Source organism: Mucilaginibacter mali (assembly GCF_013283875.1).
Lineage (GTDB): Bacteria > Bacteroidota > Bacteroidia > Sphingobacteriales > Sphingobacteriaceae > Mucilaginibacter > Mucilaginibacter mali.
Map to the genome: position 1 here is coordinate 3,844,976 of NZ_CP054139.1, position 13,870 is coordinate 3,858,845.

The window sequence follows — 13,870 nt, forward strand, 5'->3', positions numbered from 1 at the left end:
ATGACATTTTCTACCGCCGCGGTAAGCGTTCACGCCTACCGTCATTTTTTAATGTGGGCATCTACGCTCACGAAGCAACACGCTTGAACCGGCAGTTTTGACGGAATGTTGTCATACTTGTCTCAAATCTCATATCAAACAGCTCACATCTAAAAAAAAGCCTACCTTAGCTATATGCTTTTGTTTGATATCAATTTCCTGAAGCTTACGCCGTTTGATGTGCTTGATATTGTGCTGGTGGCTTTTATATTTTACCAGCTCTTTAACCTGATAAAGGGTACCATTGCCGCCAACATTGCTATTGGGATGGTTATTGTTTGCCTGCTTTACTTCGCGGTGCAAAAGCTACACATGCAAATGCTTACTTACATACTGGGCAACTTTATGAAGGTGGGCATCATTGCCCTGGTGGTGGTTTTTCAGCAGGAGATCAGGCGGTTTTTACTATTGGTGGGCAAAAACGCGTCCTTTCAGCGTAACCGGGCCTGGTGGCAATACCTGTTTGGCAAGCGCGAAGCCGAAAAGAATAACTACGCCCGCATTAAACCTATTATCGATGCCTGCAAAAGCATGAAGCAAACCCGTACGGGCGCGCTTATTGTATTTGTGAAATACTACGACGAGCAGTTCTACCAAAACAGCTGCGAACTGCTGGAATCGAAAATATCCAAACGTCTGCTGGAAAGCATCTTTCAAAAGCACAGTCCGCTGCATGATGGCGCGGTGGTGATATCGGGCAACCGCATTAAATCGGCCAGTTGTATTTTGCCGTTGACGGATAAGACCGACCTCCCCGCACAATTCGGCCTGCGGCACCGCGCCGGCATTGGCGTAACCGAAGCTAACGACGCTACGGCCATTATCATCTCTGAAGAGACCGGCGAATTATCCTACGCCAAACAAGGCAAAGTGAAGATCAATATCAGCTTTGCGGAGTTAGAGAAGTTGCTGAATAAGGATTTTTAGTTAAAATCTAACCACGGAGGGCACAGAGAAAGAAGCACGGAGGGCACGGAGCTTTTGTTTCTTTAGAAAACTTTAAAGTAATTTCATTCTCTGTGTCCTCCGTGAAACCTCTGTGTTCTTTGTGGTTGACTCTCTTTTACAGCACACCACGCATTTTCAATTCCGCTTCCAATTTATCGGCCCCTACAAAATGGATAGACGGTATACCCAACTTTACGGCGGCTACTATGTTGCGGTAATTATCATCAATGAACAAAACGTCGCCGGGCTGTAGTTCATACCGGTTTAATAATATCTGGTAAAAATCGGGGAATGGCTTGCGGGTCTTTTCCAGGCCGGAGATCACCAGGCCATCAAACCAGTTCAAAAAATCGTAATGACGTTGTGCGATACCCAGCGTTTCTTCCGACCAGTTGCTGAGGGCGTAGATCTTGTACTTGCCGCTTGCTTTTAGTTGTTTAAAAATTTCGACCGTACCCTCGATGGCGCCACCCAGCATTTCTTCCCAACGGGTATAATAGGCGCGGATGTTGGCTTCGTGGGTGGGGTGTTGCTTTACCAGGATCTCGGTACCCTCATTAAGCGAGCGGCCCATGTCCTGTTCTTCGTTCCAGTCCATGGTGGCTATGTTGGCCAGGAAGTCTATCATTTCCTGTTCATCGTCGAAGATCTTACGGTAAAGATGGTGTGGGTTCCAGTCGATAAGTACCGACCCTAAGTCGAATATAATGGCTTTGGTGGTTGCGGGCATTTATTTATACTATTTATGGGCTAAATATACGGCTTTGACGTGGCCTGAGTGTGGTTAACCATCCTGCATCCTAAAAACGCACACCAGGTGTATCAAAACCGAACAAAAAAATCCGTATTTATATTATAATATATTTATAATCAATAAATTAAATCAAAGGCACCTAATTTGCCACATCTTGGCAATAACATAGCCGCATCTGTATGATCTTAAATTATTTCAAAATAGCCTGGCGAAATCTTGTAAGGAATAAGACCAATACCATTATCAACCTAACCGGCCTGGCCATTGGCTTGGCCTGTAGCCTGCTAATGTTGCTTTGGGTGCAAAGCGAGCTGAATGTAGATGCAGGGCACGCCAACGGCGCCTATTTATACAAGGTTTACGAACGCGAATACCTCGACGGTAAAGTTGAAGGCGATTACGACACGCCCGGATTAATGGCCGACCTGCTGAAAAAGGATATCCCCGAGGTACAATACGCCGCAGGCCTGGAAGAAGGGAATGACAGCTTCACTTTCCGGTCGGCTAATAAAGTGTTAAAGATGGAGGGTACCTATGCCGGTGCCGATTTTTTTCGGATGTTTAGCTACCCTTTGTTGCAGGGTACTGCCCAAACCGCGCTGAATACACCCGCCGGTATTGCCATATCTAAAAAAATGGCCGGTATATTTTTCGGCACACCCGCGGCGGCCATGGGTAAAACGCTGCGCTTTGAGAACCGTAAGGACCTGGTGGTAACGGCCGTGTTTGATAACCTGCCTGCCAACGCCTCGCGTACGTTTGATTATCTCATCAACTGGCAGCAATTTGTGGCCGATTACCCGGGCGTGAAAAACTTTGGTAACAGCGGCGAACTAACCTTTGTACAATTGCGCCCCGATGCCGACCTGGCCCGGGTAAATAAAAAACTAAAAAATGTGCTCGAACCTTATGCTCCGCATAAAGGCGATTTCCGCGTTGAGCACTACTTACAACGTTTTGACGAGGCTTATCTGCACGCGCATTTTACCAACGGACAGGTAGACGGCGGCCGCATAGCCTATGTGCATCTGTTTAGCATCGTAGCAATTTTTGTGCTGCTGATAGCCTGCGTAAACTTCATGAACCTAACCACCGCGCAATCGGTAAAGCGGGCACGCGAAATTGGTGTGCGTAAGGTAATGGGCGCGGTACGTGGCGTACTGATCCGGCAGTTTATTGGCGAATCGCTTATGCTTACCACCCTGGCTGTTATTGCCGCCCTGCTATTAATGGTGATGGTATTGCCGGTATTTAACCAGGTAACTCAAAAGCAAATCGTGCTGCCCTTTAGCGACTGGATATTTTGGAGCAAGCTGATCGTATTAACTTTAGTTACAGGCTTAATAGCGGGAAGTTACCCGGCGTTGTTCCTGTCGTCATTTAACCCGGTTAAGGTATTAAAGGGTGTGCTCAAAATCGGCCAAAGCGCTATTTGGTTTCGCAAGGGGCTGGTGGTTTTCCAGTTTGTGCTGTCATCGGTCTTGATCATCGCCACCATCGTGGTATCAAAACAGGTAAATTATATTCAAACCACCAATATTGGTTACGATAAGGAGAACCTGGTATACGTACCCATTGAGGGCGATCTTGGTAAAAATTACGAGGCTTTTAAAAACGCTGCTTTAAACATGCCCGGTATTGCATCGGTAAGTAAAATGGGCACTTCGCCATCGTTTATTGATGATGGCACCACAAATATCGACTGGGAAGATAAAAACCCCAATGCCACTGTTTCGTTTGCATTTGCCGCTGTGGGTTACGATTTTATCCGCACCATGAAGGGCAGTTTGATAGCGGGACGCGATTTTTCGACCAGTTACCCAAGCGATTCGGTAAACTATATTATTAACGAAACTGCTTTGGCTAAAATCGGATATACCGATCCTATCGGCCGCACTTTTACGCAATGGGGAGTTAAAGGCAAAATTATTGGTGTGGTAAAAGACTTCCACTTCGAATCGCTGCACACGCGGATCAGGCCGATGGTTATCCGATTAATGGAGACCCGCCGGGGCGATGGTTATATTTTAGCGCGGATAAAACCAGGGCAAACGCCGGCGGCGCTGGCCGGTATAAAAAGCCTGTGCGCCAAACTTAACCCTGCCTTCCCGTTTTCCTATACTTTTTCAGACCAGGCTTACTTAAAGCTTTACCAAAGTGAGGCCGTGGTGGGCACGCTCTCTAACGGGTTTGCCATATTGGCGGTATTTATTTCGTGCCTTGGCCTGCTGGGCCTGGCCATGTTTACCGCCCAGCAAAGGGTAAAGGAGTTGGGCATCCGCAAGGTTTTAGGCGCCAGCGTGGCCTCGCTGTTTAAATTAATGTCGGGCGAGTTTTTGGCATTGGTGGCAGTCGCCCTGCTGGTGGCTACGCCTTTGGCCTGGTATTGCGTGCATGTATGGCTGCAGGGCTTCGCCTACCAAACACCGGTACCGTGGTGGATATTCGGGTTAGCGGCCATACTAATGCTGGGCATCGCCCTGTTAACAGTCAGCTTGCAGGCTATTAAGGCAGCACTGGTTAACCCCGTGAAGAGCTTACGAAGCGAATAGAAATATTTTGCAGACAAGGGGTAACAAATTAAGCCAGGACTTTATATAGTGGTATAAACAGCAATATTAAATTAAAACCACATGAAAAAGATCATCACCCTGGCAATTGTATTAGCAGCAACAACCTTACTGGCCCACGCGCAATCGAATACACAAAAAGAAGTTAAAGGCACAACCTCGCCGGTTCCTGCTGAGTCTGTAACAAATAATCCGCTATACAAACCGGATAACAATTCGGGTGTGAACCCGCTTGCAAAAACAAGCGGATCGCCTATTGGCGGCATTGTAGTTAAGGGCGGGCGTAATGGTTTGCAAGCCGTCGATAGTCCTGATTCCACTGTAAAAACGGCTACAACCGGCGCGCAAAAAAGCGCGGGCAATCCAATAGGCGGCATTATTGTAAAAAGCGAGAAGAGTATTAATGAAAAGGGGATAAAATAAAAGCAGTACGTCATGCCGAACTTGTTTCGGCATCCCATTTGCATTGCTTATGCTTTCCGTGCCGGACCTATGTGATGGGATACTGAAACAAGTTCAGCATGACAATTTGTTTATTATTAAATAATTATAGCTGTGCCGCTATTTATAAACCCGGCAAAAACTTCCATAACCCCTCATACCCACTTATTACTCACCGCTATCTGCACAGCCTGCGCTTTAGATGTAATATGCAGCTTGCTGTAAATTTTAGTGATATGGTTTCGCACCGTAAACGGGCTAAGGAAGATCTTATCGGCTATCTGCTTATAGTTTAGCCCTGATACAATATACTTCAGTATCTCAATCTCCCTATCAGACAGGTTAGTATCATTTGCCGGTTGGGCTTTACTTTCTGATAAAAGCTTGAGCGTTTTGCGGGCTATACTTGGCGACATGGGTGCTCCCTGTTTATCAACCACCTCGGCAATAGCGCCCAGTATCACATCAACAGTTTCGTCCTTCAACAAATAGCCGTGGGCGCCAGCCTTTATGGCCTCAAACAGTTTATCGTTATCGGTAGATACCGTGAACATGATGTATTGCACCTGCGGATAAAGTGCCGTGCTTAATCTTACCGCTTCAATACCATCCATACCGGGCATTTCTATATCCATTAATATAGCCTGTGGATACTGTTCACACGGCAGTTCCTTCATTTTTTGCAGGTATTCGGCACCATTTGCGGCAATGAACACCACCGTTATGTGGCCGACCAGTTCCTGTAACAGCTGTTTAATTACCAGTCGGTTATCATCAACTATAGCTATCTTGTAAGGCATTATATAAATATAGGTTTTTACAGGTATTGTAAAGAATAGTACATATATACCTATTTTTTTGTTATGATGATCATAGTCCCTTTGCCGGGTACACTACTCATCTCCAGGCTGCAACCAATTTCCGAGGCGCGATGTTCCATGTTTTGCAGGCCGTAATGCTGGTCGGCATCAATCTGTGCCGGGTCGAAACCGATGCCGTCATCGGAAATACTTATCTGGTATTTATCATCGTTACCGGTCACATTAATTTTTATCAATGATGCCTGCGCGTATTTAATACTATTGGTTACGGCCTCCTGGCAAATGCGGAACAAGTTCAGCGCCCCGGTTGAACTAAGTTGTACCTGCGCGTTATCCTCTTTTTCGGTAAATTCCATATCCATACCGGGGAAATACTTCAGTTTCTTCTGGATAAACATTTTCAGGTTATCAGCAAATTCCTCCAGCGTTACTTCGTGCTTGTTCAGGGCCCAAATGGTTTCGCGCAGCACATCAATTACTTCCTTCGATCCCTGGTGTACATAGTCCAGCTTCCTGTTCTTTTCCTCGTCGGTAATAGGCGCACGGGCTTGGGTGATCTCGCGAATACTTTTATTGATCAAACTCAACTGCGTACCTATATTATCGTGCAGGTCGCGCGAGATGCGTTCGCGTTCCAATTGTATCTTTTGCTGTAGTTCGTAGGCGCGCAGTTTTTTACGGTAAGTGTTTCGCTGGATAAGGCTTGCCGCCAATGCGATCAGCGAGACCCCTGCTAAAGCTTCCAGCAATACGAACCAGCCGCGCCGCCAAACCGGGGGGATAATGGTGATATCCAACACTGCCGGCGCGCCCCATACCCCATCGTTATTGGCAGCCTTTACCTTAAAATAATAATGCCCGGGCTGTAAACCGGCGTAACGGGTAAAGCGATTGTTGCCACTGTATATCCAGGCCCGGTCCATATTTTCCATAATATAGGCATACTGGTTACGTTGTGGATCGGTATATTCGGGCAGGCTAAATTCAAAACTCAGGCTATTTGCAGTATATGGCAAGGTAAGTTTGCGGATATAGGGCGAAGCCGTATCTGTTTGATATGGTTTATCAAAAAGCAGCACACGGGTGATATTAGGTTGTGGATTATGCGGATTATTTAAAACCTGCCGCGGGTAAAAAGCACTAATTCCGTTCACCCCGCCAAAAAGCAGTTCGCCATCGGGGGCTTTAAAATAAGCGCCTGCATTAAACTCGTCTGATTGTAGGCCGTCGGATACATTAAGGTGGCGGAATAGTTTTTTTTGATGATCGTACCGGCTGATACCCTTGTTATGACTGAACCATATATTGCCATCATTATCCTTCAACATACCATACAGGTGCTCGTTACGCAAGCCATTCTGCTCGGTATAATAACTCAGCACCTGCTGTTTCCTATCCATTACATAAATACCAAAATTGGTACCAAGCCACATGTTTCCGCTATTATCCTGTGTAATGGTTTTTACCTCAGTTTTGCGCGGCAGGTTTACTTTGTTCCACACATCACCTACGCGCCTGTAAACACCCTTATAGGTACCTATCCACAAATTGCCCTCATTATCGTTAAACCAGGATGACATACTTTCTCCCTCAAAACGATGGTTTAGCCTGGCGGTAAAGTTGCTGCTTTCTTCCTTTAATTCGATCAGGCTGCCACCTACATTGGTCATCAGCTTCCCCTGCGCATCGCGAAAAATGAGGTAGCGGAAGTTTCCTTTGCCAAAATTATCCGCGTAAACCTGCTGTACAGCCTCATCAAGCAATTTAAAGCGGCGGGTAGTTTTATCAAACAGGTAGGGCTGTACATGCCCGTTTGATCGCGAACTGCCGGAAAGCATCAGCAGGCGGTTTTTATCTATGGGGTAGATAGCGCCAACAGCGTTGATAACAGAGGGCAACTGATCGTGCACATTGATATTTTGTGCAAGGCCTGTTTTTTTATCGAAAACGTTTAGCCCAACGCCCGAATTGCCGGCGTACACCTTATCACTATCAGCATAAACACAATTGATGTTATTGGTAAGCGCACCCGAACGGTATACCCGAAGCTTTTTATAAGGGTAAACCATCATAACAGTTCCGTTGCTGTTGGTACCTATCCAGGTATTGCCTGATCTGTCGATATAAAAACACCAGGCCGATAGTTCGTGCTGCCGTTCGTTGCCGGTATCGCCAATATACTGTATAACCCGGCCTGTATTGATATTGAAATAATAGACGCCTTTACGGAGGGATCCCAATAAAGCTACCGAATCTGACAAACGCAGGCTACAGGCCAGATTGGGTTCAACACCGTTATTGGTAAGGTTAACATTGCGGATATCCAGGGTTGTTTTATCAATGATCACCACGCCTTTACTGGTTACGCCCAAAGCCTGCCGCGTGTTAATATTTACCAGCGAATTGACGCGTATATCCAACTCCCGGGTTTGCGCCGAGGCCATATCATATATCACAAAATGTGTGTTGGTAGCTATCCATAGCTTATTAGCGGCAACAAAACCGCTGTACCAGGAGTGCGGCTCATCGATATGGTTTAACTGCGAAATGTTGAGTTTGCTTACCCGGTGATCCCGCTTGTTTATTTTCACCACGCCATACTCGCATATTCCGGCGTAAATAAAACTGTCGTCTTCGCCTAAAAAGTTATTCTCGGCGGTGATGACGTTATGTGGTTCTATCTTTATCAGGCTGATGAAGTTATCCGTTTCGGGATGATAAAGGCTAAGGCCGTTATAAGTGATTACCCAAAACTGTTTAAGCTTATCCAGGTGTAAGCGGATGCTTTTATCGCCGATGATACTGTGCGGGTCCTTTGCGTTTCGCCGATAGGTTTTAAAACTGAAACCATCGTAACGGGATAGCCCATCCTCGGTACCGAACCACATAAAGCCATCACGGTCCTGCGCTATACTTTCAACCGTACTTTGGGGCAGCCCGTCGTTTACTGTATACACCGTAAACCTGCCGGGTTGTTGCCCAAAAGCCGAATATAAAACGCATCCGCAGAGCAATAATGCGGACAGGCAGAACCGAAACATATTAAACGAAAATTAGGTACAGATGCTCTATTGCAAGCGTAATTTGGTAAAAGTAGTTTTATTTCAGATTAGTTGCATAGTGTGTTGCCTTTAAAAATTAGCATATCCCCGGGATTTTGAGGTACCCCGGGGATATGCTTAACCAACTTACATACAACGATGCGCCCATTTACCCAATACACTGCTTATGAAGAAACTTTTACACCCATTACGTTATCTTTTTGCCGAAGCCTCTGTAGTGAATGTGCTGTGCCTGTTCACGGTTATTTTGTTACTGTGCCTTTCGGCTAAGCAACTGGCTATTATTTTGGTGTGCATTGCCAGCATGTTCCGTAAAATAACAAGCAACCAATAAAGCACATCAATTTTAATACGGATGGTACAAATTATAAATAAACATTAAGCTCTCCCTTTACTATTTGTTAAGGGTTTCCACTCATACCCTATGAGAAACGGAAACTTAAAGCCCGCGGAATCATCGGCCCGCGGGCTTATTATTTACAAATAATGGCCAGCGGGAATTGATATGACAGAAAAAAAGCACAAAGTTCTCACCCCGTGCCTTCAAATCTGGATTTAAAATTTTAAAAACAAGCTACGGCATCAGTACGTTATTAACGCCGTTCACAATACCATTGGCGCCAATCAAATCGTACAATACCACCTCGGTAACACTGCCCTTGCTGTTGGTTAACTGTAGCGTGCTTGTAGGGCTGATGCTTAATGTAAGCGTTTGCCCATCTATAGTGGTTAGCGCAGCCTTGCCTTTGCCTGCTTTTAACGCCGCAATAATGTCGGCCTTGGCATATTTGCCGTTTACCACATGGCCTTTTAACAGGGTGCCCAGTTTTGCCGGATCCTTCATTAAACTATCCAGTTTACCTGGCGCCAGTTTGGTGAACGCGTTATTATTCGGCGCGAATATGGTGTATGGCCCGCCTGTTTTTAGCGATGCCTCCAATCCGGCTGTTTTAACGGCTGTAGCGGCAGTGGTATAATCTGAATTGCTGTTTAAGGCACCCACAACATCAGCCGCACCTACAGGGGCAGCTTTGGTGCTATCGGTTTTTACGGGTGTTTTTTTAGTGGTATCGGTTTGGGCCATTACCTGGCTTGCCGTGAAACAAAACATTATCGACGCGGCGGCTATTACAAAAGACTTTTTCATGTTGCTGATATTTATTTTTCTGATTCTATTTAATAAGTAGCCGTCTTTCGTATATCGTTCCTTTTGTTACGCCTCTAAAAAAATTCTTAACTATAACTTAATTAAAAACTCCATTGTTTGGGAAAAATTGCCTTTTGATGGGTAACAGGCTGGTTATCAGCTTTAAAAAATGGGGTATTTTATTGATAAATGGTTGATTTAACCACAGAGGACACGGAGGTTTGCACAGAGAACACAGAGGTATAAATGAAAAAAATCTGTATTCTTTTTGTCCGTTTGCAAAACTCTGTGACCTCTGTGATTTTTCTCTGTGCACTCTGTGGTTAAATAGCCCAGTAAAATATATTTAGCAAAAATGCTAAATATATTTTTACCTTTACATCAGTTTACAAACATCGCCCGCATAATGGCCGCAAAAAAAACACTCGGCGAACAGCAGTTAGAAGACTTTGACCTCGTGTTTAAAGCCCTCTCCCACGCTACGCGCCGCAATGTGTTAACGGTATTGCAGGCACGCGGCGGCACCATGACAGCAGGCGATATCGTCAGCCGTTTCTCGTACGCATGGCCAACCATGACCCGCCACCTGCAACAACTGGAGCAGGCCGGGCTGATATCGGTTGATAAGAAAAGCCGGGAGCAATACTACACACTTAACACCCCGCGACTGAACGAGGTGATGAACAACTGGCTGAAATGGTTTAAGGAAGAAGAACCGTTATAAAAACAATATGGAAAAGAAAGTAGATACACGAGGCACCGTAATGGCCATGGCCACTTACAAGGCTAAACCCGGCAACGAGGCCGCCCTGATGCAACTGGTAGAAAAGCACTTGCCCGCCCTGCGCGAACTGGGCCTGGCTACCGATAAAACAAACTATGTAGCCCAAGCAAAGGACGGCACCATCATCGAGGTATTTGAATGGACATCAACCAGCGCCATCAGCGCGGCGCACCAGCACCCGGCCATATCGGCTATATGGGAAAAAATGATATTGATCGGCGAGTTCCCGCCCATCAGCACCCTGGCAGAAACACAACGCCCGTTCCCCGGCTTCGCGATGATCGGTTAGGCTAATTGTAAAACCTTAACATCTCCTTCATCAATTCTGCAAGGGTATCCACAGGCATATCCTGCTCAGGGTCGATCAGGAAGATCTTCATCCGGGCACGCTTTTCCAGCAGCAGGCCCGGGTGATCCATCCGCTTACCCTCTACAAAGCCGATGTAGGGCTGATGGTACTTTTTGTGCACCCACAGGTAGCAGCACATTTTGCCCCGGTAGCAAAAGAACGGCATACCGTACTTCCATGCTTCGGTGATGTTGGCGTCCTGCTTCAGGATGTATTCGCGCAGGAATTGCAGGCAACTTCTTACCGGTTCATCCTTTTGCAGGTAATATTGGTCAATGGGGCGCAATTGCGTCATGCTGTTTCAAACATACCCATATTTTTCGCTGATTTGATTAGCTTTAAATCGCAATATGAAAAAACTCCTATTACCATTTTTCCTGTTGATCTACATGGTGTTAACCGCCTATCAAAAACCTGGGAAACCAGCACCGGTATCACTGATTGTATTAGGCACCATACAGGACGGCGGATCGCCCCATATGGGTTGCAATAAAAACTGCTGCCGATATCTGTTCACCCATCCCGATTACCGCCGCAAGGTGGTATCCTTAGGTGTAATAGACTCGCAAAACCAACAGACCTGGTTGTTTGAAGCTACGCCCGATATGCCAGCCCAAGCCAAAATGCTGAAGATAGCATCCGGTTTTCAGCAAAAAGAAACGCCCGACGGCATATTTGTAACGCATGCGCATATTGGCCACTACACCGGGTTGATGTACCTGGGCAAAGAAGCCCTGAACAGCAAAAGCGTGCCGACTTATGCCATGCCCCGCATGAAAACCTTCCTTGAGAACAATGGCCCCTGGAACCAGTTGGTATCGATAAATAACATCGCCCTGCAGGCCCTGCAAAATGAACAGCCGGTAATATTAAGCAACAATATTAAAGTTACGCCCATCATTGTACCGCATCGGGATGAATTATCGGAAACTGTTGGCTATAAAATTGAGGGACCGAATAAAAAGATACTGTTCATCCCCGATATTAACAAATGGGCGCTATGGAACAAGGATATCATCCATGAAATTGCCGGAGTTAACTATGCCTTTGTAGATGGCACCTTTTACAGCGGCGAAGAGATCCAAACCCGCAATATTGCCGAAATACCGCATCCATTTATTATTGAAAGCATGAAGCTGCTGGCCGGTTTACCCGCCCGTGAAAAAGCCAAAGTTTATTTTATCCACTTTAACCATACTAACCCGGTGATCGATCCTAAAAGCCCGCAGGCTTTAACGGTTTTGAAGAATGGATTCCGGATTGCGCAGTTTGGGCAGCGGGTGGAGTTGTAGCCAAAAAAGCGGGGGGAAACGCGCGATTCCCTCTCATAGCGAGGGTATAGGGGGGTGTCGTTACGATGCACATCGCATAAACCCCTCCCTGCCACTGCACCGCCGCCTGCACCCCTACTAAGGGAGGGAACTTTAATAACGCTACACTATCCTAATCCCATACTTATCCAATAACCCCGGTACGCCATCAAGCGAAAAGCTTGCCTTACGCAGGTTATTTAATTCCGGATCGATAGTGTAATTGAACGAGGTGGTAAAATTAACCGACGACAGATCGGTACCGTTAAATATGGTGCCCGACAGATCACATTGATCAAATGAAGAACCCGAGAGGTTACCCTGCGTAAAATTGGTTTCCTTTAGCGATGATTTGATGAATTTGGTCTTCAGCATTTTTTTACCCATAAACGATGAGTAATCCAGTATGCAGTCATCAAAAAACACGCTGAAGAGGAAGTCCTGGCATTCGTAAAACAGCAGGCCCATTATTTTGCAATGCTTAAACTGCGCATCATTAAGGGTGGCGCGTGTCAGCTTGGTCATGGATAGGTTGCAATGCTCAAAAGTACACTCCAGGAATTTATTGTTACTGAAATCGCTGCCGGTAAAATCGCACTTTTTAAAGGTACATCCCTGAAATTCGCGACCGTTTACGATCTGCCCGGTAAAGGTTTCGTTTTCGAAAAGGTGATCGTCGTATACTTTCTCTTGCATTGTTTATAAAATTATTACGTCATGCTGAGCGATAGCGAAGTATCCCCGGCTATGCATTTCCGCTCTGCTTATCAGGGATGCTTCGCTATCGCTCAGCATGACGTTTTGTTTTTCCGCTGAAGCCTCACCCTGCCCTCTCCAGAGGAGAGGGTTCCAAAGTCTCCCCCTTTGGGGGAGATTTAGAGGGGGCTTTCATCGGCATGTCATAAAAGCCATTAGAGGCCGCCGGGATTATATCGCTCAGCATGACGGTCGGTGTGCGACCTACTACGCTACCACGCCTTATCCCCTACCAGCGGCACAAACCTAAATGTATCCAGCGTCATTTCCTCAAAATCGTTTTCTCCTACACGTAGCACTGTGATCATTTTTTGCGATTTTTCATCGCCAACGGGGATCACCATCATGCCTCCTATCTTCAATTGCTTCAGCAAAACACCGGGAACCGTCGGCGCACCGGCGGTAACAATGATCTTGTCGTACGGCGCATGCGCGGCTATCCCTATCGAGCCATCGCCTAAAAAGAAATTGGCTTTGTAGTTCATTTTATTGGGTAACACCCAGCGGGTGCGGTCGTACAGGTTTGCCTGCCGCTCGATGGTATATACCTTAGCGCCCAGCTCAAGCAGTACACAGGTTTGATAGCCCGATCCGGTGCCGATCTCCAGCACCTTATCACCCTGGCAAATATGCAGCAGTTCGGTTTGGTAGGCTACGGTATAGGGTTGCGATATGGTTTGGCCCTCGCCAATAGGGAAGGCAATATCCTTATAGGCCTGGTTCCAAAAGGTCTCGTCGAAAAAATAGTGGCGTGGCACGGTGCCAATGGCTTCCAGCACGCGCTCGTCGGCAATGCCTTTTTTCCTTAAAACCTCAACCAGGCGCTTCCGTGCGCCTTTTTCCCTGTAATTATCAATAAACTTATAAGCCATTTACAGGTGCTAATTTA

The 13,870-nt window shown here is 46.3% G+C and carries 14 protein-coding genes; 7 read left to right on the top strand and 7 right to left on the bottom strand.

What is annotated here, in order from left to right:
- The first annotated feature begins 174 nt into the window (after positions 1–174).
- Complete coding sequence (gene cdaA, locus HQ865_RS15940) at positions 175–966, top strand: diadenylate cyclase CdaA (RefSeq protein ID WP_173415849.1); 792 nt, start codon at positions 175–177, stop codon at positions 964–966.
- Positions 967–1,102: 136 nt separating this feature from the next.
- Here the strand turns inward: cdaA and HQ865_RS15945 are convergent, their stop codons facing one another.
- Complete coding sequence (locus HQ865_RS15945) at positions 1,103–1,717, bottom strand: HAD family hydrolase (protein ID WP_173415850.1); 615 nt, start codon at positions 1,715–1,717, stop codon at positions 1,103–1,105.
- A gap of 203 nt (positions 1,718–1,920) precedes the next feature.
- Here HQ865_RS15945 and HQ865_RS15950 point away from each other — a divergent pair, with 203 nt between their 5' ends.
- Positions 1,921–4,293, top strand: a complete 2,373-nt coding sequence (locus HQ865_RS15950; protein WP_173415851.1) for an ABC transporter permease — start codon at positions 1,921–1,923, stop codon at positions 4,291–4,293.
- An 81-nt stretch (positions 4,294–4,374) separates the two neighbouring features.
- On the top strand, positions 4,375–4,734 hold the full coding sequence (locus tag HQ865_RS15955; protein WP_173415852.1) for a hypothetical protein: 360 nt from the start codon (positions 4,375–4,377) through the stop codon (positions 4,732–4,734).
- A 173-nt stretch (positions 4,735–4,907) separates the two neighbouring features.
- On the opposite strand, the gene HQ865_RS15960 is transcribed toward HQ865_RS15955, so the two are convergent.
- Entirely contained in the window at positions 4,908–5,552 is a 645-nt protein-coding gene (locus tag HQ865_RS15960; RefSeq protein WP_173415853.1) for a response regulator transcription factor, read from the bottom strand.
- A gap of 50 nt (positions 5,553–5,602) precedes the next feature.
- Entirely contained in the window at positions 5,603–8,530 is a 2,928-nt protein-coding gene (locus tag HQ865_RS15965) for a ligand-binding sensor domain-containing protein (RefSeq protein ID WP_173415854.1), read from the bottom strand.
- Positions 8,531–8,801: 271 nt separating this feature from the next.
- Between HQ865_RS15965 and HQ865_RS15970 the strand changes: the two genes are divergently transcribed.
- Positions 8,802–8,969 (top strand): hypothetical protein, encoded by a 168-nt coding sequence (locus tag HQ865_RS15970; RefSeq protein WP_173415855.1) that lies wholly within the window; start codon positions 8,802–8,804, stop codon positions 8,967–8,969.
- A 240-nt stretch (positions 8,970–9,209) separates the two neighbouring features.
- Here HQ865_RS15970 and HQ865_RS15975 read toward each other — a convergent pair whose 3' ends face one another.
- Positions 9,210–9,782 (bottom strand): fasciclin domain-containing protein, encoded by a 573-nt coding sequence (locus HQ865_RS15975; protein ID WP_173415856.1) that lies wholly within the window; start codon positions 9,780–9,782, stop codon positions 9,210–9,212.
- Between the two features lie 406 nt (positions 9,783–10,188).
- On the opposite strand from HQ865_RS15975, the gene HQ865_RS15980 reads away from it, so the two are divergent.
- Positions 10,189–10,506, top strand: coding sequence for a metalloregulator ArsR/SmtB family transcription factor (locus tag HQ865_RS15980; protein ID WP_173415857.1), 318 nt, complete (start codon positions 10,189–10,191; stop codon positions 10,504–10,506).
- Positions 10,507–10,513: 7 nt separating this feature from the next.
- A complete protein-coding gene (locus HQ865_RS15985; RefSeq protein ID WP_173415858.1) occupies positions 10,514–10,855 on the top strand; it encodes a hypothetical protein in 342 nt (113 codons plus the stop codon).
- A 1-nt stretch (position 10,856) separates the two neighbouring features.
- Here HQ865_RS15985 and HQ865_RS15990 read toward each other — a convergent pair whose 3' ends face one another.
- On the bottom strand, positions 10,857–11,210 hold the full coding sequence (locus HQ865_RS15990) for a DUF1801 domain-containing protein (RefSeq protein ID WP_202020394.1): 354 nt from the start codon (positions 11,208–11,210) through the stop codon (positions 10,857–10,859).
- Between the two features lie 55 nt (positions 11,211–11,265).
- On the opposite strand from HQ865_RS15990, the gene HQ865_RS15995 reads away from it, so the two are divergent.
- Positions 11,266–12,207 carry an MBL fold metallo-hydrolase gene (locus HQ865_RS15995; protein WP_173415859.1) on the top strand — a complete coding sequence of 314 codons (942 nt, stop codon included), beginning with the start codon at positions 11,266–11,268 and terminating at the stop codon, positions 12,205–12,207.
- Positions 12,208–12,348: 141 nt separating this feature from the next.
- Here the strand turns inward: HQ865_RS15995 and HQ865_RS16000 are convergent, their stop codons facing one another.
- Both HQ865_RS16000 and HQ865_RS16005 read right to left on the bottom strand, forming a co-directional pair.
- Positions 12,349–12,921 carry a pentapeptide repeat-containing protein gene (locus tag HQ865_RS16000; RefSeq protein ID WP_173415860.1) on the bottom strand — a complete coding sequence of 191 codons (573 nt, stop codon included), beginning with the start codon at positions 12,919–12,921 and terminating at the stop codon, positions 12,349–12,351.
- Positions 12,922–13,193: 272 nt separating this feature from the next.
- The gene (locus HQ865_RS16005) at positions 13,194–13,853 is read right to left on the bottom strand and encodes a protein-L-isoaspartate(D-aspartate) O-methyltransferase (protein WP_173415861.1); all 660 of its coding nucleotides are present in this window, start codon (positions 13,851–13,853) and stop codon (positions 13,194–13,196) included.
- Positions 13,854–13,870: the final 17 nt, after the last annotated feature.

Bases quoted from the DNA above. Each gene is read 5' to 3' on its own strand.
- cdaA (WP_173415849.1), top strand. From the start codon at position 175: ATGCTTTTGTTTGATATCAATTTCCTGAAGCTTACGCCGTTTGATGTG.
- HQ865_RS15945 (WP_173415850.1), bottom strand. From the start codon at position 1,717: ATGCCCGCAACCACCAAAGCCATTATATTCGACTTAGGGTCGGTACTT.
- HQ865_RS15950 (WP_173415851.1), top strand. From the start codon at position 1,921: ATGATCTTAAATTATTTCAAAATAGCCTGGCGAAATCTTGTAAGGAAT.
- HQ865_RS15955 (WP_173415852.1), top strand. From the start codon at position 4,375: ATGAAAAAGATCATCACCCTGGCAATTGTATTAGCAGCAACAACCTTA.
- HQ865_RS15960 (WP_173415853.1), bottom strand. From the start codon at position 5,552: ATGCCTTACAAGATAGCTATAGTTGATGATAACCGACTGGTAATTAAA.
- HQ865_RS15970 (WP_173415855.1), top strand. From the start codon at position 8,802: ATGAAGAAACTTTTACACCCATTACGTTATCTTTTTGCCGAAGCCTCT.
- HQ865_RS15975 (WP_173415856.1), bottom strand. From the start codon at position 9,782: ATGAAAAAGTCTTTTGTAATAGCCGCCGCGTCGATAATGTTTTGTTTC.
- HQ865_RS15980 (WP_173415857.1), top strand. From the start codon at position 10,189: ATGGCCGCAAAAAAAACACTCGGCGAACAGCAGTTAGAAGACTTTGAC.
- HQ865_RS15985 (WP_173415858.1), top strand. From the start codon at position 10,514: ATGGAAAAGAAAGTAGATACACGAGGCACCGTAATGGCCATGGCCACT.
- HQ865_RS15990 (WP_202020394.1), bottom strand. From the start codon at position 11,210: ATGACGCAATTGCGCCCCATTGACCAATATTACCTGCAAAAGGATGAA.
- HQ865_RS15995 (WP_173415859.1), top strand. From the start codon at position 11,266: ATGAAAAAACTCCTATTACCATTTTTCCTGTTGATCTACATGGTGTTA.
- HQ865_RS16000 (WP_173415860.1), bottom strand. From the start codon at position 12,921: ATGCAAGAGAAAGTATACGACGATCACCTTTTCGAAAACGAAACCTTT.
- HQ865_RS16005 (WP_173415861.1), bottom strand. From the start codon at position 13,853: ATGGCTTATAAGTTTATTGATAATTACAGGGAAAAAGGCGCACGGAAG.